We start from the raw sequence: 22,027 nt of genomic DNA, 5'->3' as shown, positions 1-22,027 counted from the left end.
TATACGGCTACTGGCCGAGCGAGCCTTGCAGGCTCTTGGCGCTGAACGACGGATTAGCCTGAATATTAGTCAGCCCTTCCGTACGAGCCGCTGCTAGCGCTTTGTTGTATCTCGTATTCAAATCTTTAATCGCAGCATCCAAGTCCTGATTGCTGGTCAAAATATATTCAATAAATACGTCGCTTGCTTTTTTGCCTTCCAGCTTCGTTTCGGTAACCGAAATTGGAGTTGCTGGATAGATGCCATCATATTTCGTTGGAAGGAAGCCTTCAATGCCTTTCAGCTCTGGCTTGCCTGCCGCTTCATTGACGTAAGGCAGAACGGATAGTCCAAGACCTTTCTCTTGATATTCTGTGCGAAGGTCTGTGTTGTACAGGTACTCTAAAAATTTCACAGCTGCTGCTTGCTTATCCGATTGTGCATTAATTCCGATATAACCGCCTGCGTTAACCCAAGTTACGCCGTTGATTTGACCATCTTTAGTCGGTACAAGCGTCGATGACCAATTGATTTCCGTCGGGAATTGCGAAGTGTAAACAGCTGGCTCGCTGGAGTGGTTCACATACATCGCGATTTTACCTTGGGCAAACTGTGCGCGAAGCGGATCAATATCCAGCGATTCAGCGCCTGGGATCATGCTGCCATCTGTTTTCATTTGGTGCAGCGCTTTTGCAATGTCGGCGTACATGCCGAAGTCAAATTCACCGGTTTGGTAGTTAAAGCCCTCATGGCTTGTCTCTGAGCTTAGCGAGCCCGATGCAAAAGCCGGACGCGTAAAGCCGGAGCCATTTTTGAAATTGCTAGCGAAGCCGTATACGCCTTCAGCCTTGCCTTGCTCAGTCACTTTTTTCGCGATTTCTACCATTTCGTCGAGCGTCTTAGGAGGCTCTGTGTAACCAGCTTTCTTCAGCAGGTCTACATTGTACAGCAGGCGCCAAAATTGGCCCGTGTTTGGAAGCGTATACACATGTCCGTCTTTTGTATATACATCCTCTACCAGCAAACCATCGAATTTCGCCAGAAACTCTTTGCTGAGCAGCGTATCAAGTGGAGCAAAATAGCCTTTATTCACATAAGTTTGGAAGTCGCCGCTGCGGAAAATGTCCGGAGCCTGGTTGCTCGCAAACGCAACCTCAACCGCCTGATTGTAATTATCCGCCATAACCTTCATTTCTACTTCAACGTTATCTGTATTCGTTGCGTTATATTTGTCTACCTGCTCCTGCATATAATCCATGTCATGACGATCTATTGTCCAATAGGAAATTTTCGTCTTTGCTGCGCTGCTTGCACCGTTTGTGCCCGCGCTTGCTTCTGGTGCGGCGTTCGTTCCGTTACCCGTCGAGCATGCCCCCAGCATTAAAGCCATTACAAGCAAGCTGCAAAGCAAAAACGAGCGTTTCGTTGCGAATCTTTTTTTCATCTGTCGTACCTCCCCTTTGTATGGCAAGCGGCGTTCAAGCGGTGTCTACCACCCAGCCCCTCCTGCTGACCTCATTGTAGCACCGTTGCCCGCTTGCCCATGAAGGACAAAAACACGATTCTGGGAGGGCAAAATCACTATGATTACGCTTCCGGCTCCGAGCTTTCATATTTGCCGCGGAATTCCGTTGGCGTCAGCCCCGTATGTTTTTTGAACAGCTCGGTGAAATATGGTCGGTCCCGATAACCAAGCTCATACGTAATATCCTGCACCTGCATGCCTTCCAGCAGCAGCTCCTTGGCCTTGTCCATCCGTGCAGACGTGACGTATTGCATAAACGTCATCCCTGTCTCTTTTTTAAACAAATTGGAAAAATAGCTTGGGCTCAAATGCACGACATTCGCGCATTCCTGTACCGTCAAATCGGTGCCGAGCCGTCCTCCCACATAATTCATAGCTTGATGGATGAGCTGGCCGACATTGTTTTTCTGGCGCTTCTGGAGCCAGTCGCAGCCAGTCAGTCCTAATTCCTTCACATCTTTAATCAACTCGGAGGTGGATGAATACCGGCCTTTCTTAATGACGCTCAGCCGTTCGTCAAGCCACATGCGCTGCTTGCTATCCGCCTTCTCCGCTATGACACGGTAAATGGAGAAGGCCAGCCCATAAAACAAATTCGTCATCACATCGGGATCAGGCGGCGTCGGATAACGCAAGCATTCCTCGGCAATGCTCACCAGCAGCTTCTCCGTCCCTTCCCGGTTGCCTGAGCGCAAGCAATACAGCAGCTCGACTTCCTTGTCTGCGGAATAATGCGGCGAAATATGATTTTGCCTTTCAATATCGCTATACGAGATGACACAGCCGCTGCCGGAATAAAACTGATAGCTGAGCGCTGTTTTCGCCTGATTATAGGAAAGGGCGATTTCGCTGATTCCGTCCACGCAGCTTCCGACGCCAATGGAAATGTCCCGCTTGGCATAGCGATTTACATTGTCCCGGCACGCTTCTGCCAGCGCCAGCATTTCCTCTTCCTCATTCGGATTCAGCAAGATGACAAATTGGCCCAGATGCTCCCGAAAAACGACACCTTTCGCCTGTTTTTTAATCGTTTCCTCCATAATGTTTTGCACAGCGAAGCGGGTTAGCTCCACCTCCCGCACGGACAGCGGGGAATGCTCGTCCATTAGCCCCTCGATCTGCACAGACATTGCAACGAAACGGCGGGTATCCATATCGATGCTGAGAAACTCCCATTTGTCATAGGCTCGCTCGGGCAGCTCATCATGCCGGATCAGCAGCCGAAAATACTCCTGGCGCAAATAAGGCAGGCTTTCCCTTACTTTGCGCTCCAGCGTCATCCGGTCCAGCTGCTCCAGGCGCTGCGTTTCAATTTTTGCTTTAGCGCGCAGCACGACCTCGACAATTTGCTGCGTCGTAAACGGCTTAACCAAATAATCGAATGCCCCAAGCCGAACGGATTCCTGGGCATAGGTGAAATCGGTGAAGCCGCTGAAAAAAATAACCTTTGCCTCCGGTTCTCCGCTTTCCTTCATCTCACGGACCATATCAATGCCGCTGCGCATCGGCATCCGAATGTCGGTCAGCACAATATGCGGATGCTTCTCTTTAATAAGCTGCAAGCCATCATGGCCATTGGCGGCCGTTCCTACAATTTTGATGCCATGCTCCCCCCAAGGGATTTTGGTCACTATGCCATCGATGACCGTCTTTACATCGTCTATAATGCACATCGTAATTTCGCTCATTCGCTTATCACCTCTTGAATGGGAATAGTTAGCTTAACGGAAGTCTGCACGCCCGGCTCGCTTTCAAGCTTCATGGAAGCCTTATATCCGTAATACAAGGACAGTCTCGTTCTTACGTTCGCCAGTGCGTAGCTCGTCCGTTCCACTTCCGGGCCGTTCAGCATTTTCTCCACACGCTCGGCGTCCATTCCAGTACCATTGTCTGTAACATTTAGCATCAGCAAGCTCTTGGCAGCATCGGCTTCCACCTCGATTCGGATAACCCCTTCATGAGGAAGCTCCTGAAAACCGTGCAATATCGAGTTTTCCACCAGCGGCTGCAGCAAAATTTTGAGCACGGGCGTATCCAGCAGCTTCTCATCGACCGTCTGTATGCTGTACTTAAACAAATCCGGATAGCACATTTGCTGCAAACTCAAATATTGCGCCACATGCTCCAGCTCCTGCCGCAGCGTCGTAATTTCCCGGCCATTGTTCAGGCCCAGCCGGAACAGCAGCGATAGCGAAACGATCATGCCGCTGACCGCCTGCTGCTCCTCCATCTCGCTTTTCCAATAAATCGTATTCAACGTGTTGTACAAAAAATGGGGATCAATTTGCGCCTGCAGCGCTTTGATTTCTGATTTGCGCTTGTCCTGCTCGGATGCTTTCACCTCTTCGATTAATTCGCCGATTTGCTCCAGCATCCGGTTGAACTTGTGGCCAACCTGGCTGATTTCATCCTCAAATACGCTCTCGAACCTGACGTCCAGCTTATTCTGCTCGACCTTCACCATGAGATTGCGCAATTTGAACAGCGGCTTAAGCAGCAGCTCCGACAGCATGCTGGACATAACCAGCGCAAGCAAGACGCAGCCGCCCATAATCGTCAGAATCGTCCAGTTCATGCGCTGAACAGGCTTCAGCAGCTCCGACTTGGACTGATAGCCAAGCAATATCCAGTCGGGGTTCATCCCTAGAGCCGCGTAATTGAGCAGATAAGCGTCTCCGCTCTGGCTTGTATATTCGAAGTTCCCTCTCGCGCTGGAACCGACACGCTCATAAATCTGCTGATTGCTTTGCGGCATGCCCTCAGTGGAAGCAAGAACATTTTTCCCCGTACGGTCAACCACAAGCTGGCTGAGGCTGGCGCTCTGCATATCCGCCTGAATCAAATCCAGCAGGTGATCCTCACGAATGTTGACAATGACATATACACCCGGCAGCTGGATATCAAAAAACGGTTTAATAATTAAGGTAATAACGGAGCTTTTCCGGCTGAACAGCTCATCGGCATGTCCCGCCACCCATAGCTTGCTCCATTTTTCCTGCGTTTCCGTTATTTTCTGATTAATAATCGTGCTCTCAAAATCGCTGTTCGGGCTGCGCCGGTTTCCCGTCGGATAAAAATCCCCAATTGGCGTATGCACCAGCACCGAGTCAATCGACTGCTCTGCCAGCATCAGCTGGGCAAAAGGCGTTTGCAGCTCAGACAGCCGATTATAATATTCCTTTTTGCTGCTCGACTGCACATCCTTCAGCGTGCGCTGGAAGGGCTCGCCCATCATGAGGGTAGATACGAGCACAACGATATTTTTCAATCGCTCATCCAGCACCCTTGCCGACTTATTGAGCGTATCCTGGCTCGTCTTCGTTGCCTGTGATTCCATTTCACGAGAAAAAAACACGGAAACATAAGTTCCCGTGACGGATATACAAACGACGGTCAATAAAACGAACGAAACCCACAGACGTCTTTTAAGCGACATTTTTCGAAATATACGTTTCATGCTGTTCATCGCCTCAATGCATATGGAGTTTGTTAGCCTTTAACCGAGCCAGCCGTAACTTGCATAAATGAACGATTAGCGAAAATATATACGATGAGCATAGGGAGAATCGAAATACATGCGCCGGCGAGCATCAGTTGATTTTCAACTGCGGCTCCTGCCCCGTAGCGCAAATTAGCGAGTCCAACGGGCAAGGTTTGCAGATCAGGACGCGATAGTGAAAATACGAGCGGCAATATATATTCATTCCATGCATTACGGAATGTGAATAGCGATACGACAGCCAGCGCTGGGCGCAGGAGCGGCAAAATAATGAGCCAAAAGGTAGAGTAGAAATTACAGCCATCAATGAGCGCCGCTTCATCCAGCTCCCGCGGAATGCCGCGGAAAAAGCCGATGACCATAAAAAAGGCAGTTGCATGCGCGCTAATTAGAATAATTATGACGCCCCACAGCGATTTCTGCAAACCAATGGATACCATTAAATCAAATTGCGGACGCAGCACAACCGCACCGATCGAAATAAACAAAGTGAAGGATTGAAGCAGAATAAACAGTTTCTTTCCTCTAAAAGCTACGCGATCGACCGCATAAGCAGCCATGGAGGATACGAGCAAAGTGCCGACCGTAGCGAATACAGCTACGTATAAGCTATTGAAGGTATAAGCGGAGAAATCAGCTTGATTCCACGCCTGCACATAGTTTTTCAACTGCCAGGAAGAAGGGAGAAACGTCGCTCCCGTTGTCAGCTCCAGGTTCGTCTTGAAGGAGCCCAATAGCGCGATTACGATTGGAAAAAGCATCAGTGCTGCCGTAACAAGGAGCAGCAGCCAAACTGGTGTACGAAGTACTATTTTGCGAATGGTCATGATCGTTCCCCCTTTTTAATAAACGTTATTAAGCTTTTTCGACATCCAGAAATACAGCCATGTGACGATACCGACAATAACAGCCGTTGTAAAGCCGACCGCGCTGCCGTAGCCAATATTTTGCACGGATGTGCCAGACGTCGTCAGCGGGAAGAACAGTTTGTACAGGTACAAATACATAACCTCGGTTTTGCCGAAAGGACCGCCCTCCGTCAATACCATAATGCTCTCATACCCTTTAAGCGACGTTGTAATCGCAAGCATAATAATCATTTGCAAAACAGGACCGAGCATTGGAATCGTAATGTACCACATCCGCTGCACCGGGTTTACGCCATCGAGCGATGCCGCTTCATACACATCCTCTGGAATGTTCTGAAGACCGGCGATAAATAGCAGCATATAGTTGCCGACTGCTCCCCACACCGCAATAATGACGATCGTCGTCATCGCATGTACAGCGCCCAGCCAGTCCACTGGAGCGGATACGATGTTCAGCTTCATTAAATATTGATTAATAATGCCGTTATAGGAGTTGAACACAATATAGAAAACGATGGACATGACAGAGGCGCTGAAAATCGTTGGCAGGAAAAAAATCGCCCGAAACGCATGCCGTCCCCGCAGCTTCCGATTCAATATAACCGCCAATATGAGCGATAGCGGCAGCGTAATAATTAATTTTCCACCCGCATAGATGAAAGTATTCAGAACGGAGTGCCAAAATTCAGCATCCCTTCCTACTCGCGCAAAGTTCTCAAGTCCGATAAACTTCGGCGTCCCAAACCCTTGATAATCAAAAAACATATATCGAAGCGCCCATACAACCGGATAAATGCCGAGCGCCATGGTTAGAAAAAAGCTTGGAAAGCTGAACAAATACGCCCCGATTCGATTTTTATGCATGCCTTCATCTCCCCTTCTTTTGTAGCTTCATTGTATAGGATGCCGCCTTTCATACGGGATGGGGCAATCAATGATGCTGGGGGGACGAAACGACTATTGTCGTTGTTGACTTGCGGACAATTGTCCGCTAAAATGGTTTTCAGCAGTGCGGACAATTGTCCGCAAGTACGGAGCGGCATAGGCCGCCTGAATGGAGGCTGAGTGAACCAGCGGGAGCGGGGACATACTTATTTTAGAGCGTTAGCAGTACTGGCACACAAACGAAAGGCATGGAGGAGGAACGATTTTGAACACAGGAAGTCTAGAGACAGCACCCAAGGATTTGAGTGGAATAAAAAGAGGACCTATTGTAGCGGCACTTATTATAGGCGCATTTGTCGCGATACTGAACGAAACCCTGCTTAATATTGCTTTCCCCGATTTAATGAAGGAGTTTGATATTAGCTACGCGACCATTCAGTGGTTGTCGACGGCTTATTTGCTCGTAGTCGGCATTTTGGTTCCGATTACTGCATTGCTGCAGCAATGGTTCACAACCCGGCAAATGTTTTTGTCGGCGATGATTTTATTTCTTGTCGGAACCGTCGTCTGCGGTACGGCAACCATCTTCCCGATGCTGCTTGTCGGCCGCGTCATTCAGGCGCTTGGCACCGGCTTAATGCTTCCGGTCATGATGAATACGATTTTGGTTATCTTCCCTCCAGAAAAGCGCGGCGGCGCCATGGGCATGATCGGCCTCGTTATTATGAGCGCGCCCGCTATCGGCCCGACTCTGTCCGGGCTTATTATTGAATCCTTCAATTGGCGCTGGTTGTTTTTCTTAGTTATTCCGCTCGCCGTTTTTTCCATTTTGTTTGCGGCGGTTTATTTGAAAAATGTATCGGATATCACCCGTCCAAAGGTTGACCTGGTATCGATTTTATTGTCATCCATCGGCTTTGGCGGTCTGATTTACGGCTTTAGTAAAGCAGGCGAGGATGGCTGGGGCAGTTCCATCGTCATTTGGTCTATCGTCGTCGGCGCAATCGCCTTGCTGCTGTTCATTGTGAAGCAGCTCATGTCGAGCCAGCCGCTGCTGGATTTGCGCGCTTTTAAATATCCGATGTTCAGCCTTGTCGCCTTGCTCATGCTGGTGATGATGATGACGCTGTTCTCCACGATGATTTTGCTGCCGCTTTTCCTGCAAAACGCGCTTGGCAAAACCGCTCTGGCTGCCGGACTTATACTGCTTCCGGGCGGTATTATCAACGGCCTGATGGCTCCGGTTTCCGGCGTGCTGTTCGACAAGTTTGGACCGCGGGTGCTCGTCATTCCGGGGCTCGCTATTACAGCGGCAGCGGTATGGATGTTTAACGGCATCGACGAGCTGACAAGTATAGGTTATATTATCTTTATCCATATTGTGCTGCTAATCGGCGTTTCCATGGTGATGATGCCTGCGCAGACGACCGCGCTCAATCAGTTGCCGCGCAAGCTGTACCCGCATGGCACAGCAATTTTGAATACTTTGCAGCAGGTTGCCGGCGCCATCGGTACTGCTTTATTCATCAGCATTATGTCATCCGGCACAAAAAAATATTTGGAAAGCTCCACTGATCCGGGCTCTCCGCTTGAGCAGGTCAAAGGCTTCGTATCCGGCATGCACAGCGCGTTTCTGGTTGGACTTATTATTGCCTTCATCGCCTTCGGGCTTGGCTTGTTCATCCGGCGCACCAAAGCGCCTGATGTGGAGGAGAAAAGAGCGGCTTAGGGAGTAAAGTGAAATCGGTCTTTTCGATTTCACTTTACGACCAAGGAATAACAAAAAAACGGGCCTTTTCGTTTTTTTGTTATTCCTCTCCGAAGCCTTTTCCCTAGAAAGTCGGTTTTGTGTTGCTCCTTCGGAGCGGCCTCGCAGTGAGCATAAAGGAAGTGAAAGCTAGTTGAGTTTTGAAACGGATGAGGTGGGCCGGGATATTATCGAGAAGGCCCGCCAGCTTTTTAACGAGCATGGCGTTGAAGCGGTCAATATGCACCAAATTGCGAAAAAAGCAGGCATTGGGCAGGGCACGCTTTATCGGCGTTTTCCAAACAAGGGCGCGCTGTGCATGTCCGTTTTGGATAGCCAATTCGAGCAGTTCAAGTCGAATACGATGCGGGACCTAACGGAAAAAGCCGCGCAGCCCGTCGTCATACGCCTTTCGGCCTTTATACAAAGCCTGCTTTTCTTTGCTCTTGAGCTGCGGGAATATATACGTCCTATTCTTTCCGCTATTTGCGCCGACGAGAAGCACAATCAGGACTGGTTCCTAGCTGAGCCATATACCTTCATGCATGCGACGGTCAGCGGACTGTTGGAGGAAGCTGCAGCAGCAGGGCAGCTGCGACCGCAAATTTTGCCAACCATCGCCGCATCCCTGCTCATTTCCTCGTTTTCACCAGAGCTGATGGCCCATTTCGCAGAACAGGGCTACAGTAAGGAATTTATTTCTGAGCAATATAGAGTGACTTTTATTGAGCCGTTGTTTGTAGAAGCGCGCTAAAGGCGGAGAATGATGGGGACTGATTTGGCTCCCTTAGTCAGCTCAGCTATGAAATGCAAACCTATTTAGCTTTCAAAGAAAAGGGTGTCCAGCCGGCTTTAATAGCCATGGACACCCTTTTTCTATTATATACGATAGTTTATGCGGCCTTTAGCCGCGCATGCTTTGAATCATGGATTCATAGCCGCAGCTGGCCATGTGGGGATATTTCAAGCAAAGCTTGTGGTATTCGCTTGCAATGCGGCTATGCAGCGGATGTGCAGGGGAAATGCCCAGCTTGGACGCAATAACTTCGCTTATTCCATAAGTGCGGATCGCTTCTTGAAGATGAATTGCCTCTTGATCCTGCTTATCGTCAAACAGCAAGGCCGAGGCTATGGCAGCAACTAAATGCTTCGTATCAAGCCCGAGCTCAAGTGCTAGTCTCGCAGGCTGCACAAGCCGGTCTGTAGGAGAAAGTTTGCGAATGGGAGAACGGGCGACTCGCGTAATGGCATCTTTAAAGTTCGGGTTGCTGAACCGCTCCATCATTCTATGAATATACTTGTCATGAACGGCAGAATCGAAGCCATATTGCTGAACGAGCAATGCGCCCGTTTCCTTCAAAACGCCTTGTACGCGGGAGCGAATTCCGGGGTCTGCCATCGCCTCTTGAATGGTCGTATATCCTTCCAAATAACCGAAATAGGCGGCGCTGCAATGCCCGGTGTTGACGGTATACAGCTTTCGTTCGAGATGCGGGCCAAGCTTATCTACATAGTGGACGCCTTTGATGTCATCATAATCGCCGATCATGTCACTGCGAGGAATAACCCATTCACTGAAGGGCTCAACGAGGATTGCAAGCGGATCTTTATTTTTTTGCACAGGCACGATGCGGTCTACCATGACATTTGGAAAGGCGATGCTGCGATCAGCTAGCGCTTGGAGGGATGGCTGGATATGGGAATAAACGGAGGCTTTCAATTTATGGCTGCTCTTGATGCCATTTTCACAAGCAATGATATGCAGTGGTTTAACGTTAAAGTTGCTTGCCAGCCTAAGCTCGATCCCTCTGGCAATCGTACTGGCGATATCCTTTAAGGCGGAGATGCCCACTGCCGTTGTGACGATTTCCGCCTCTGCTATGGCCTTCGCCACTTCCTCCGTATTTTCCAGAGCAATGGCGGTGACATTATGCACAATAAAACGGTCCCGGTCTTCATTCGCAAGCGTTACGGGATATTGCCCCCGCTCCTGAAGCTGGTTCACCTTCTTTATATTCCTGCCGACAAAACAGACCTTGTAGCCGGAGCGCGACAGCACCGGGCCTATAAACCCTCTGCCAATATTGCCTGCTCCAAAATGTACGGCTCTCAATATTGTTTCCCCCTTTAATTGAGCTTGATTTTTAAGCTGATCCTTGCAAGAAGATCGTTTCGAAATCAGTCAATATACGTTTTGAAAACAACGACGGGAAATCACATGGTCAAAATCGAGCAAGCTCAAGCTTTCTATTTTGTGATGCGGAGCATCAAATTCCAGAAAACTGGTAATCTCATTAGGAATAACGACGCAATGCATGCCTGCCGCCGCCGCTGCCCTGGAGCCGTTGGGCGAATCCTCAATTGCGACCGCCTCGTCTGGAGCAATGCCCAGACAAGCCATGGCCTGGTTATACAGCTCGGGGTCCGGCTTCACCTTCTCAACATGGTCCGACGTACGGACACATTCGAAATAATCGCGAATGCCCAATTGGTTTAAATATTTCTCGACCCATTCTGTGGAGGAGCTTGAGGCTACGCCCATCCGCAATCCGGCATCTTTAGCCGAATCCAGATAATGCTGAACGCCAGGCCGTATGGCTTCTAGCTCCATCAGCTTGCTGTGCCTTTGATGGACAGCTGTTCGGAAGTCCTCTTTATCAATGGGCAGCTTAAGCTCGGTCATCAAATATTCATAAGGATTAAAGCTGTGCAGACTCGTGCCAATGCAGGTGGAGTATTGTTCGAGCGTCAGCTCTACCCCATGTTCTTCATAGGCTTCGCTAAAAGCCGTGTACCAAGCCGTCTCAGTGTCGATAATCGTTCCGTCAAAATCGAAAATGATACCTTTGATCAAAACTAACCATCTCCTTCGGATTCAGTCTTGTCAGAATATCTTACGCAAAATACAAGAGATATTCTACAGAAAGCTTCATTCGCTCCGGTCCAGCTATAAAAACCATAACAAACAGGTTAACAATACGTCAAACATGGAAGATAACATGACATTTACAGGCAGCGGTTTCATTCAGAGGGAAAAGGAACATTAAAAATGGTTGTATCCCCGCTCATCAACAGCGAAATTAGGAGAAGGGAAAATAGCGCCAGCCCTTGACTGGCAAGGGCTTCACGCTGTATATAACTGAGCGAACAACCAAAAGAGCCGCTAGCATTCAAGCGGCTCCTTGCGATTGGTTAATATTTTTTTTATTTTGAACGGCAGAGGCTGTCTATTTCCCAGCTCGGGCGGCACTCCCTCGTCTAGGAAAGCGGCCCTTGGGTCCCGTGAGCTGCCATCAGCTTAAGCTGCTCTCGGTACTGCTTCGGCGTAATGCCTTCATATTTTTTGAAAATCCGAATAAAATAGCTCGCTGTCTGCAGGCCGATTTGCTCAGAAATGCCGTCCAGGCTGAGCGGAGAATGATAGAGCAGCTCCTTGGCCCGCTTCATCCGCAGCCGGATGACATAGTCGCTGAAGCTTACGCCTGTCTCCTCCTTGAACAGCACGCTGAGATAGCTCGGATTCAGATGGACATGCTGGGCGACCTCCTTAATGGACAAAGGCATGCCGATACTTTCATGGATATACTTAACGGCACTAAGAATATAAGCATTGGTCGATGGCACGCCATAGGAAAGCCCGTTTGCCGCTTCCTCCGATTTGGATTGGAACGCTTTTCCGACCGCCTGAATGAGCTGCTCCTGCCGAATCGGCTTCAGCAAATAATCGACGGCGCCAAGCTTCAGCCCTTTCTGGGCATACTCAAATTCTGCAAAGCCAGTGAGCAAAATCGTATTTATGCCATTTTGCTCGCCGCGCAGCGCCTCAAGCAGCTCGATGCCCGTCATGATCGGCATCCGAATATCAGTAATGAGCAGATCATACGGCTTCTCCCGAAGCAGACGAATCGCCTGCTTTCCATTGTCGGCCATATCGACCTGCACCTTGTCCTCCCCCCACTGCTCCAGAGTGAAGGCCACCCCCATGCGCGAGTTATACTCGTCATCCACGACCAATATGCTGTGATTCATCGTCAGAAGCTCCCCTCTCCGGCTCGGGCTTTAGCGGAATTTTTAATACGATCGTCGTCCCGGCGCCCGGCGCGCTGTCAATGGTTAAGCCGTATTGCTTGCCGTAATGAAGCTGGATCAGCTTGCATACATTGAACAGGCCAATCCCGTTTTTGCCCGTAACAAAGGCAATGCTCAAATCATTCTGTAAGCGTTCTCTTATTAAATGCAGCTGGTCCGGGTCTATGCCAATGCCATTATCGTGCACCGTAAAGGAAATGACGCCCGCTTCCTCCTTTACGCGCAGCTTGATGGTGCCTCCATGCTCCATAGGCTCTATGCCATGCACAATGGCATTTTCAACCAGCGGCTGAATCGCGAGCTTGGGAATTCGCACGCTGCCGAGCTGCTGCTCGCAGTCGATTTCAATGGCGAGCCTGTCGCGCCAGCGCATTTTCATAATATCGCCATACCGCTTGACCTGCTCCAGCTCCTCATCGATGGTGACAAATCCGTCCTGGGTGCTTGAATGAATCGTATACCGAAATAAATCGGCAAGCTGAATGACGGTTTGCGCCAGCTCCTGCTCTCCTTTGCGGATATGATCCCAGTAGAGCGAATCGAGCGTATTGAATAAAAAATGCGGATTGATTTGGGAATGAAGCGCTTTAATTTCACTTTTGCTCTTCACAATTTCAATCTCGTATACGGATTTAATCAAATAATTAATCTGCTTAACCATCTGGTTATACGTCATATTCAGCTGATTAACCTCTCGGTTGAAATACTGGTCAGGATTTTCCCGCGGACTGCCATGCTTGCCGCCCTGAATGATGCGCGTCAGGCTTCGAATCGGCGAGGTAATAAACTTGGACAAATAATACGACAGCAGGGCAAATACGAAAATGCTCAGCACGCTCGCCCATAGCAGCACATCACGCAAAAAGTAAATGTCGGCGGTCAGCGTTTGCTTGGGAATCATAATTTGCAGCTTCCAGCCTGTCGACCGTATCGCCCGCTCTACCGTTACATAATCGCCGCTCTCCCCTTCAAGCGAGCCGACAGACAGAAGCAGTCCGCTGTTTTCCCCTACGTTCATGCTGTTATTGTTCTCGTCAAGCAGACGCATCACCCGGCCTTTATCCTTCGCCTTGTCCGTAGTGGCCAGCTCAATAATCGAAGGCTTAAGCCGGATGAGCAAATAGCCGCCCTTCGCATATTTCTCTTTCTCCAGCTTGACCTGCCTGACAGCCAGCAAATATTCCGGATTGTCCGGATCGCGTCCGATCCATATAATGGCTCCGGCCTGATGAATTTCATCCGCCTGCTTTAAATAGCGCTCCTCTACCCGTTCTGCGATGCTCTTCTCCACGATGGGGTAGAGGCTGCGGGACAAGCTGTAAAGCTCAATATCCTTTATCGTATCTGAGTAGGCCGTCTTCTCGATGAGCAGCCTCCTCAGTTTCATTCGTTCGTCATAAACCGCCAAGTGCCCCTGCTTCTCGAGGCTGAGCGCTTCTTGTATCCGGTCATCCATGGCGAGCTGCAGCGTCAGAACGTTAACCTCGTTAAGCTGCGATTCCAGCCTCCCGCTTGCTTGCAGCGCAATCTCGTCAATGTACAGTGCCGCATTTTCCCGCTGCACCTTGGACAGCAGCACATAGAGGCTGCTTACCGTAATGAGCAGGACAATGGACATGGTCAAAATAAAGCTGACAAAAATTTGGCCTCTCGTCTGATCCAGCCCTATTTTTTTGAAATAGCCCACTTCGTCTTCCTCCAGTAAAACTTGCACAAAACCTATCCTCTCGTCGTTCGTGAAAGGATAGGCTTTGTCCGCATACGATTATTTATTAGGATAGATCATGATTTTTATACTCGTGTCCTTCTGCGTGCGGGCCATTTCTACCGCTTCCTTCGTATCCCGCAGCGCATATTTATGGGTAATGACCTTCTCGATGTCCACGCTGGACTGGCTTAGTGCTTGAATGGCGCCTGGGTAGGTATTCGCATAACGGAACAATCCGAGCACATCTACCTCCGCATCGATGATCGCGTTCACATCAACCGGAATTTCGGAGGCTGCCGGCATGCCGACAAGCACAATGCGTCCGCCGCGCTTGACGGTGCGAACCGCATCGGCGATAGCCCGTCCGTTCCCCGATGTCTCAACGATAACGGTAACGCCTTTTCCGCCAGTCAATTCGGCAATGCGCGCCTGCACATCCTCTTTCATCGGATCAATAACCGCCGTAACGCCCATTTCCTTCGCCAGCTCCTGGCGGAAGGGCACAACGTCCGTCGCATAAATTTCGCTTACGCCAAAGACCTTTGCTGCCTGAATGGCAAGCAGGCCAATCGGGCCAAGCCCGGTTACGAGCAGACGGTCTGCCGGAGTAACCTTTGCGCGATTCATCGCGTGAAGGCCTACGGACAACGGCTCCAGAAGCGCGCCCTGCTCAAAGCTGATTTCATCCGGCAGCTTGAATAGGAAATCGCTGCGTACCGCTACATACTCGGCCCATGCGCCGTCAACCGGCGGCGTTGCCATGAACACAACGTCCGGGCACAAATTGTAACGGCCCGATTTGCAATATTCACAGCGTCCGCAGGCTACGCCCGGCTCTACCGCTACCCGGTCGCCAATCGCGACATTGGATACGCGTGCGCCGACAGCTACTACCTCGCCAGCCAGCTCATGGCCGAGAATAATCGGTTTTTCCACGACGTAGCGGCCAATTCTTCCGTGCTCATAATAATGAACGTCCGAGCCGCATACGCCAATGCAATATACTTTGACGAGCGCCTCATCGTCTTTCGGCGTCGGAACGGGTACTTTTTGAATCTCGATATCCAGCGGTTTGTTCATTACGGCTGCATCCATTACGTTTATGCTCATCATCAGCTCACCTTTCAGAATACTTGAAATAATCAAAGTCCGCATACTTGCCTCGTCCGCTTAAATCCTGTACGCAAATGCCGATAAATGCCCCGGTGAAGCCTTGATCAAGCGCAATGCCATCCTTCACCAGCTCGGCGTTTTCATCCGATATTTTGCTGGCATCCAGAACAGGGCCAATTGGCTGCCAAGCCGCTCCATCCAGCGAATAATAGAATTGCAGCGCCTCATGGCGGACTTCCGCCTTCAAATAGCAGCGCTCTGCCCCATCAATCGATACGGGCTGCTCAAGCGGCTCATCATAGACCGCGCGGTCGCTCGACATAATGCCGAGGCATTTGCCCAGCTGCTCATCGCGGCTGATCCATAAGTAATAATAATTCTTTGTATTGTAATAGTATACAAGCCCGGCAAGCTGCTGATAAGTATCTGGCTCAAATTCAACGACCGTTTCAGCATCTGCTGTGAACGATTGCTGGCGGCGTGCGATCAGGCTCTGCCGGTGGGAGGAAAACAGCGATTCTCTTCCCTTCAGCCTCATATGGCCCGGACGCTCCTTCAGCGTTGCCCATTGCTCGCTCCGCGGCTCGCGCAGCGTATGAAGATGAATGCTGATCGCATCTCCGTCAAAATGCTCGATCTCCGGCTCCGCCGCAAAACGATGCTCCGGAAGCGCAGGCGCGCTCACCTGAACTTCCGGCGAGTGGCCTCCGCCGATAAGGCGCAGCCAGCCGTCCTCCGTCCAAACGACCCTCTGAAGGGCCGTTTCCCGTCCAAGCGTGCAGCTTCCCGAAGGGCTGAGCGGCCGCGCGCACAGATGGGCAATGTACAGCTGCCCATCCTGCGTCTCGACCAGACTGACATGACCCGCCTTTTGCAGTTCAAGCTCTGGGCGGTCCGCCGACGTAAGGAGCGGCCCAGCCGGATCGGCCTCATAGGTGCCAAGCAGCGTCCGGGAGCGAGCAACTGTCGCCGCATGGCCAAAACGCGTGCCGCCCTCGGCGGTAATCAAATAATAATAGCCATCATGGCGGTAAATGTGAGGACCTTCGGTCAAGCCAAGCGGCGTGCCGTCGAAAATCGTTTGAATCGGCCCCGTCAGCGCCTTTAATTCCTCGGAATACTGCTGAATAACGATGCCGCCAAACGGGTTTTTCCCTTTGCGGTGATCCCATTTCAAATTGACCAGCCACTTGGTGCCATCCTCATCATGGAACAGGGAAGGGTCAAAGCCGCTGCTGTTCAAATAAATCGGCTCTGACCAAGGCCCCATAATATCGGTTGCTGTAACGACATAGTTATGCGTGTCCTTGAAAGGTCCCATATGGCTCTTCACATCGGTAAACACCAGGTAGAAGATGCCGTTATGGTAGCTCAGGCACGGCGCCCATACTCCGCCGGAGTCGGGATTGCCGATCATATCGAGCTGGCTTGCCCGGGTAAGCGGGTGCGTGAGCACCCGCCAGTTTTTCAAATCGCGAGAATGATGAATTTGGACACCGGGAAACCATTCGAAGGTCGAGGTCGCAATATAATAATCGTCTCCGACACGAATGATCGAAGGATCGGGGTTGAATCCCCGCAATATCGGATTGTTAATTACGTTAATCGTAAACGCCTCCTGTCTCGTAAGTTCTGGCTGCTATTACTTGATTTTCGCCAGCTCGTCTTTTACGCTGCTTGCGTTTTGACCGACGATCGCGCCGACCGAGTTCAAAAACTGCTCTGCACGTTTTGCATCAAGCGCTTGGTCGTAGTAGCTGAAGAAGCCTTCCAGGCTGCTGCTGATCGAGCTGTCGTAGGCAAACGCCAGCGGGTTCATTTTCGCCTCGTCAAGTCCAGGGTTTTTCATCGGGCTGATGTTCGCGCCCTCATTAATTTCTTTCCGTTGCAGCGAGTCCGTCAGGAAACGAATCGCTTCATAAGCAGCTTCTTGGTTCGTCTTCGAAGAAATCGCCATGCCGGCGCCGAAGCCGCCTTGGTAAATGTTAATGCCGCCTTGGCCGCCATCTACTGTCGGGAATGGCACGAAGCCTACTTTATCGGCAAAGTCGCCATCCAGGAAGGAGTTCATCGCCCATTCGCCTTGCAAATACATCGCAGCTTTGCCGTTCGTGAACAGCGATTCAGCCGCTGCATAATCAAGGCCAAGGAAACCATTGATGAAACCTTTATGATCGACAGCAAGCTCACGCAGCATTTCGCCCGCTTTCACAAAGCTGTCCTGAGTGAAATCGGCTTCGCCTTTTTTCGCTTTCTCGAACGGCTCCATGCCGCCGATGCGCTGTGCCAGATAGGAGAACCAATGCAGAACCGGCCAGCGGTCTTTGCCTGCAACTGTAATCGGAACGATATTTTTAGCGTTCAGTTGGTCTACAACGCTTAGCAGCTCCGCGTAGGTTGTCGGAGGAGTCAGGCCATTTTCCTCAAAAATTTGCTTGTTGTACCACAGGGATACTCCGCTGAACAAAACGGGAATGCCGTAGTTTTTGCCGTCGTAAGAGAACGTTTCCAATCCGCCGTTAAGCACATCGTTTTTGAACGCTTCATCCTTGTTAAGCGGCTCGGTAATATCGCCCAGCATGTTGTTGGATACGAGCGTGTCGAAAGTTTCGCCGCTCCAATACGTAATAATATCCGGCACCTGGTTGCCTGTAATGGCTACTTTCATTTTTGTTTTCAAAGCCTCGTCTTCAAAAAACTCAGCCGTAAGCTCCACATTCGGATGCTCCTCGTTGAATTGCTTGATCGACTTTTCAATAATATCTTTGTTTCTCGTCTCCATGCTCCACATGGTCAGCTTCGTTACATCGCCAGATGCACCCTCAGTCGATCCGCCTTCCGCCTTGTTTCCGGCGCTAGAGCAGCCTGCCATCACTACCATCATCATTGCCAACAATAAAATAAGACCCTTTTTCATGTTTGTTTCCCCCTTGAATAGTGTCGAATGCCGCAGCTCTTAAATAGATGTTTCGATCAACCTTTAACCGAGCCCGCTACAACCCCCTTTTGAATATACTTTTGCAGAAACATATATAAAATAATGATCGGAGCTGTCGTAATGACCAATGCCGCGCTGATGAGCGAATAATCGGCACTGAAGTTGCCTTTGAACATCATAAGGCCGAGCGGCAGCGTTTTGAGCGATTCTTTGGATACCATAACGAGCGGAAAGACGAAATCATTCATAATGTTGAAAAAGGAAAGAATCGTAATCGTCGCCAGAACCGGCTTCGCAATCGGAAAATACACTTTGAAAAACGTCTGGTAGATCGAGCAGCCGTCAATCATAGCCGCCTCCTCAAGCTCCTTCGGCACCCCTTGAAAGAAGCCATGGGCAATAAAGACAGCGACCGGAAGATTAAAGGCGACATAAGGGAAAAACAATGCCCAGAACGAATCATACATGCCCAGCTTGTTCGCCATCGTAAACAATGGAATCAAGGTGCTGTGGATCGGAATCATCATGCCGAGAAAAAATGCCCCCAGCAGCAGCTTCGAGCCTTTAAACGGCCGAATCGATAAGTAAAAGCCAATCAGTGTCGATACGACCAGCAGTCCCACAACCGAGAAGAAAGTAATGTACAAGCTGTTGAACAAATAGCCGTTGATGCCTTGGTTCCATGCCTGCACAAAATTATCGAAATGCCACGATTCCGGCAGCCCCCAAGGGTTGGCGAAATATTCTTTGTTGGTTTTGAATGAAGAAATGACCATCCATACGAACGGATATCCTGTAAATACGAGATGCACCAGTAGCAGCACATACAGCAGCAATCGGGAAAAACCTTTGCCACGCGTCCCCGCCGGCTGCATTGTTTGAGTCGCGCTCACCTTCATCTCTCCTTTCTCTTATTCGAATCTGGCGCCTGTACGGCTCAGAAGCTTGGAAATAATAAATGCGAGGCACAGTCCGAACAGCAGCAGGAATGTAGAGATGGTGCTGCCATATCCGAAGTCCATCATGCGGAATGCATTTTTCATCATATAGCTTGCTAGCACTTCACTGCTATTATTCGGCCCGCCGCCCGTCATAATATAAATCAGGTCGAAATATTTCAAAGAATTAATCACACAGTTCAGCACCGTGAACGTAATGGTTGGCCAGATCAGCGGAATTTGGATGCTGAAAATAATTCTCCACTCTCCTGCGCCCTCTACTCGTGCCGACTCCAGCACCTCTTCGGAAATGCCCTGAAGCGCTCCGAAATAGACGATAATATAAAAGCCGATAAACTGCCAAGCAACAACCGCGATTACCGACCCTAGCGCCGTCGCTTCCTCTCCGAGCCAGGCATGTGCCCAGCTGTCGAGCCCAAGCTGCATAAGCAAATTGTTCAGCAGCCCGAAATTCGGGTCATAAATTTGCCCCCACAAAATGCCAAGCACGGCTGTAGACAGCATAACCGGCGTGAAATAAATCGTTTTCAAAAAATTTGATCCTCTCAGCTTGTAGCTAAGCACAATGGCAAAGAACAAACCGACTGGCAGCTGAATTAAAAGCGCTCCCAAAGTTAAGTACACGGAATTTTTGAGCGAGGTCCATAGAATCGGATCATGAATCAGCCGATTGAAATTGTCTCCTCCATTAAAAATCTTTGCCGAAACCCCATCCCATTGGAAGAAGCTATAATAAATGCTCATACTGATCGGCACAACTACGATTGCCAAAAAAATCAACAGCGCGGGACCCATGAAAAACAGTCTGCTGCCCAAGCGCCTGACGCCTGTCTCGTTCATCCGTAACACCCTCTCCTAGCTTAATGCGCATGATGCCTGTTGCGTTGTATCCGTTTTCATTATTTTATCAATGACATAAATCATTGTAATGACACGTTGATTAGGTAAAATAGCACTTTCATTGGTTCGTCCGGTCGGGCGATGGAATAAAACAAAAAAAACCGCATTCGTCTGAATGCGGTTTAATGCGGTTTAATGCGGTTTAATGCGGTTTAATGCGGTTGAACGTGGTTGAATCCGATTGCATGCGGTTCTTTGAGAGGATACTTTTGTTTGTGCCGACTATTGCAGCAGGACGTGAATGGGAGCATAATCCCGCCAAATCCTGCTACAAGCAGCCCGCTTCAAGCGTATTCCCGATCGATATTCTTGGCGGACACAGTAGAACCTATTTCTACCGAATCACGGGTATGGCCTAGTTCGCGGACTCAGGAGCAGCTATTGCGCACCCAATCGCTATTTTGAAGGGATAATGAGGCAGATAACGGATCTCCTGTCCGCGTTAGGCCCGAAATCGCATAAAATGCCAAAATAGCGGAACCTCAGTCCCAATCGTCCTTAAACTCTTCAGGGCCAACATCCATTTTAAAATCGCCTTTTTCATAAAGAAGCGGACTGCGCTCCACCCCGTCTTTGGAGTATTTTTCAACATGACTGACTCGCATTTGCTTGGCATCTGTGAAATCGATGTGGGCGATGGCTACCCAATAGGCATAATCGTTTTTCTCGAGCAGTGGCGCGGTTACGGTTTGGCCCTGATGATTATCAACAACTGCGCGAACCTTCATCGATTTAAAGCTGCCCGTTCCGTTGCTTAATGCGCTATAGGCGGCAAATAAAACGAAGCTTAACGCTTCCGGCCGATGAATGACAATCGTTTCTTTACCATGCCCCAAAGCATCCCCATCCAGTTGAATGTACGGTGCAGTATGTGGCGATCCAAGATTGCGATAATAGACTTTGCCGACCTGCCTGTCCTTTGTTACATAAAAACAATACAGATCCAAATCCTTATCCGTCTGCCATTCCAGAGTCGCCGTAACCTTGGCCGACTTTTGAATGTGAATGCTTTCTTTTTTCTTGAGCTCCACTTTAAGCAGTTGGTTTGGCTTGGCGGGGGAAATGACGGGCTCGGCAGCGGCAGCCACTTCCGCATGTGATTCGCTCGATACGTTGAGTCCAAAGTTTTTAACAAGGGCGGCGAGCCCTCCCTCAAAGCCGCTTCCGACGGCGCTAAATTTCCACTCCCCTGTATAGAGATAAAATTCGCCAACAACGATGGCGGTTTCTTTGCTAAGGCCTTCTCCGAAGTTAAATCTTCCCAGCTCTTCTCCGTTGATTGGATTATAGATTCGCCCTACTGCGCTACGAACCTGCGAAAAGGCTTGACCGTTCAACTCCCCCTCATGAATGGTGAGTGTTACTGCGATTTTATGTATATCACTCGGTATCTTTCCTACCGAAATTTTTATAAGCTCCCGATCACCATTCGCCGGACCCGAGTGTGCAACGGCATGCTGCCGGCTGTACTGTTGATTGTAGAAGATCATATCTTCATCCTGGGCACATACACCTGCTTGATTTAAGAGAAAAGCTGATGCATTTATATCGATTGCTGGATCTGCCTGCCAAGAAAGCCCAATTGCAATATCAGTCATCCCGCGACCTTTTGTAACATCGATTTTTTGACCTTTTGTGAGGATCATGGATAACCCCTCCCTATCAATCTCCTATTTTACAAAATGACACATTTTTAGTATATCATACGAAACAAAGACTATAGACAAGTAACCTCTTCTTAGATTTCTCTTCACCCAAGTCATGCATAAGCAATGAACCAAAACACAAAAATAATAAGAACACGATTGACATCTTG

At 49.6% G+C, this 22,027-nt stretch carries 18 protein-coding genes; 3 read left to right on the top strand and 15 right to left on the bottom strand.

What is annotated here, in order from left to right:
- Positions 1 to 7: 7 nt before the first annotated feature.
- From BBD42_RS12595 to BBD42_RS12575, 5 genes are all read right to left on the bottom strand, one after another.
- Positions 8 to 1,423 carry an ABC transporter substrate-binding protein gene (locus tag BBD42_RS12595; RefSeq protein ID WP_099518404.1) on the bottom strand — a complete coding sequence of 472 codons (1,416 nt, stop codon included), beginning with the start codon at positions 1,421 to 1,423 and terminating at the stop codon, positions 8 to 10.
- A gap of 143 nt (positions 1,424 to 1,566) precedes the next feature.
- A complete protein-coding gene (locus BBD42_RS12590) occupies positions 1,567 to 3,192 on the bottom strand; it encodes a helix-turn-helix domain-containing protein (RefSeq protein WP_099518403.1) in 1,626 nt (541 codons plus the stop codon).
- The gene (locus BBD42_RS12585; RefSeq protein WP_099518402.1) at positions 3,189 to 4,961 is read right to left on the bottom strand and encodes a sensor histidine kinase; all 1,773 of its coding nucleotides are present in this window, start codon (positions 4,959 to 4,961) and stop codon (positions 3,189 to 3,191) included. The genes BBD42_RS12590 and BBD42_RS12585 overlap by 4 nt, the downstream gene beginning before the upstream one ends.
- Positions 4,962 to 4,993: 32 nt before the next feature.
- Positions 4,994 to 5,830, bottom strand: coding sequence for a carbohydrate ABC transporter permease (locus tag BBD42_RS12580; RefSeq protein ID WP_099518401.1), 837 nt, complete (start codon positions 5,828 to 5,830; stop codon positions 4,994 to 4,996).
- A gap of 15 nt (positions 5,831 to 5,845) precedes the next feature.
- A complete protein-coding gene (locus BBD42_RS12575; protein WP_099518400.1) occupies positions 5,846 to 6,736 on the bottom strand; it encodes a carbohydrate ABC transporter permease in 891 nt (296 codons plus the stop codon).
- 286 nt (positions 6,737 to 7,022) lie between these two features.
- Between BBD42_RS12575 and BBD42_RS12570 the strand changes: the two genes are divergently transcribed.
- Together BBD42_RS12570 and BBD42_RS12565 are read left to right on the top strand one after the other, a co-directional pair.
- Positions 7,023 to 8,486: a DHA2 family efflux MFS transporter permease subunit gene (locus tag BBD42_RS12570; RefSeq protein ID WP_099518399.1), complete on the top strand. Its 1,464-nt coding sequence runs from the start codon at positions 7,023 to 7,025 to the stop codon at positions 8,484 to 8,486.
- A 172-nt stretch (positions 8,487 to 8,658) separates the two neighbouring features.
- Entirely contained in the window at positions 8,659 to 9,258 is a 600-nt protein-coding gene (locus BBD42_RS12565) for a TetR/AcrR family transcriptional regulator (RefSeq protein WP_099518398.1), read from the top strand.
- Between the two features lie 150 nt (positions 9,259 to 9,408).
- Here BBD42_RS12565 and BBD42_RS12560 read toward each other — a convergent pair whose 3' ends face one another.
- The 9 genes from BBD42_RS12560 to BBD42_RS12520 form a co-directional block, all read right to left on the bottom strand.
- On the bottom strand, positions 9,409 to 10,617 hold the full coding sequence (locus tag BBD42_RS12560; RefSeq protein WP_099518397.1) for a mannitol-1-phosphate 5-dehydrogenase: 1,209 nt from the start codon (positions 10,615 to 10,617) through the stop codon (positions 9,409 to 9,411).
- A gap of 69 nt (positions 10,618 to 10,686) precedes the next feature.
- The gene (locus tag BBD42_RS12555) at positions 10,687 to 11,358 is read right to left on the bottom strand and encodes an HAD family hydrolase (protein ID WP_099518396.1); all 672 of its coding nucleotides are present in this window, start codon (positions 11,356 to 11,358) and stop codon (positions 10,687 to 10,689) included.
- A gap of 404 nt (positions 11,359 to 11,762) precedes the next feature.
- Complete coding sequence (locus BBD42_RS12550) at positions 11,763 to 12,533, bottom strand: response regulator transcription factor (RefSeq protein ID WP_099518395.1); 771 nt, start codon at positions 12,531 to 12,533, stop codon at positions 11,763 to 11,765.
- Positions 12,505 to 14,307 (bottom strand): sensor histidine kinase, encoded by a 1,803-nt coding sequence (locus BBD42_RS12545; RefSeq protein ID WP_150131542.1) that lies wholly within the window; start codon positions 14,305 to 14,307, stop codon positions 12,505 to 12,507. The genes BBD42_RS12550 and BBD42_RS12545 overlap by 29 nt, the downstream gene beginning before the upstream one ends.
- Before the next feature lie 51 nt (positions 14,308 to 14,358).
- The gene (locus tag BBD42_RS12540; RefSeq protein WP_269467264.1) at positions 14,359 to 15,381 is read right to left on the bottom strand and encodes an NAD(P)-dependent alcohol dehydrogenase; all 1,023 of its coding nucleotides are present in this window, start codon (positions 15,379 to 15,381) and stop codon (positions 14,359 to 14,361) included.
- A 37-nt stretch (positions 15,382 to 15,418) separates the two neighbouring features.
- Positions 15,419 to 17,020, bottom strand: coding sequence for a glycoside hydrolase family 43 protein (locus tag BBD42_RS12535; protein ID WP_099518393.1), 1,602 nt, complete (start codon positions 17,018 to 17,020; stop codon positions 15,419 to 15,421).
- A gap of 36 nt (positions 17,021 to 17,056) precedes the next feature.
- Positions 17,057 to 18,331 carry an ABC transporter substrate-binding protein gene (locus BBD42_RS12530; protein ID WP_099518392.1) on the bottom strand — a complete coding sequence of 425 codons (1,275 nt, stop codon included), beginning with the start codon at positions 18,329 to 18,331 and terminating at the stop codon, positions 17,057 to 17,059.
- A 56-nt stretch (positions 18,332 to 18,387) separates the two neighbouring features.
- Complete coding sequence (locus BBD42_RS12525) at positions 18,388 to 19,245, bottom strand: carbohydrate ABC transporter permease (RefSeq protein WP_162241889.1); 858 nt, start codon at positions 19,243 to 19,245, stop codon at positions 18,388 to 18,390.
- A gap of 18 nt (positions 19,246 to 19,263) precedes the next feature.
- Complete coding sequence (locus tag BBD42_RS12520) at positions 19,264 to 20,151, bottom strand: carbohydrate ABC transporter permease (RefSeq protein ID WP_099518391.1); 888 nt, start codon at positions 20,149 to 20,151, stop codon at positions 19,264 to 19,266.
- Positions 20,152 to 20,426: 275 nt separating this feature from the next.
- On the opposite strand from BBD42_RS12520, the gene BBD42_RS31740 reads away from it, so the two are divergent.
- Positions 20,427 to 20,570, top strand: coding sequence for a hypothetical protein (locus BBD42_RS31740; RefSeq protein WP_172455473.1), 144 nt, complete (start codon positions 20,427 to 20,429; stop codon positions 20,568 to 20,570).
- 123 nt (positions 20,571 to 20,693) lie between these two features.
- Here BBD42_RS31740 and BBD42_RS12515 read toward each other — a convergent pair whose 3' ends face one another.
- On the bottom strand, positions 20,694 to 21,857 hold the full coding sequence (locus tag BBD42_RS12515; RefSeq protein WP_099518390.1) for a TerD family protein: 1,164 nt from the start codon (positions 21,855 to 21,857) through the stop codon (positions 20,694 to 20,696).
- Positions 21,858 to 22,027 lie beyond the last annotated feature (170 nt).

The sequence above is a fragment of the Paenibacillus sp. BIHB 4019 genome, assembly GCF_002741035.1.
Taxonomy (GTDB): domain Bacteria; phylum Bacillota; class Bacilli; order Paenibacillales; family Paenibacillaceae; genus Pristimantibacillus.
The sequence above is the reverse complement of the archived record's forward strand: the minus strand, read 5'-3'. Positions and strand labels throughout refer to the sequence as shown.

Bases quoted from the DNA above. Each gene is read 5' to 3' on its own strand.
- BBD42_RS12595 (WP_099518404.1), bottom strand. From the start codon at position 1,423: ATGAAAAAAAGATTCGCAACGAAACGCTCGTTTTTGCTTTGCAGCTTG.
- BBD42_RS12590 (WP_099518403.1), bottom strand. From the start codon at position 3,192: ATGAGCGAAATTACGATGTGCATTATAGACGATGTAAAGACGGTCATC.
- BBD42_RS12585 (WP_099518402.1), bottom strand. From the start codon at position 4,961: ATGAAACGTATATTTCGAAAAATGTCGCTTAAAAGACGTCTGTGGGTT.
- BBD42_RS12580 (WP_099518401.1), bottom strand. From the start codon at position 5,830: ATGACCATTCGCAAAATAGTACTTCGTACACCAGTTTGGCTGCTGCTC.
- BBD42_RS12575 (WP_099518400.1), bottom strand. From the start codon at position 6,736: ATGCATAAAAATCGAATCGGGGCGTATTTGTTCAGCTTTCCAAGCTTT.
- BBD42_RS12550 (WP_099518395.1), bottom strand. From the start codon at position 12,533: ATGAATCACAGCATATTGGTCGTGGATGACGAGTATAACTCGCGCATG.
- BBD42_RS12540 (WP_269467264.1), bottom strand. From the start codon at position 15,381: ATGAACAAACCGCTGGATATCGAGATTCAAAAAGTACCCGTTCCGACG.
- BBD42_RS12530 (WP_099518392.1), bottom strand. From the start codon at position 18,331: ATGAAAAAGGGTCTTATTTTATTGTTGGCAATGATGATGGTAGTGATG.
- BBD42_RS12520 (WP_099518391.1), bottom strand. From the start codon at position 20,151: ATGAACGAGACAGGCGTCAGGCGCTTGGGCAGCAGACTGTTTTTCATG.
- BBD42_RS12515 (WP_099518390.1), bottom strand. From the start codon at position 21,857: ATGATCCTCACAAAAGGTCAAAAAATCGATGTTACAAAAGGTCGCGGG.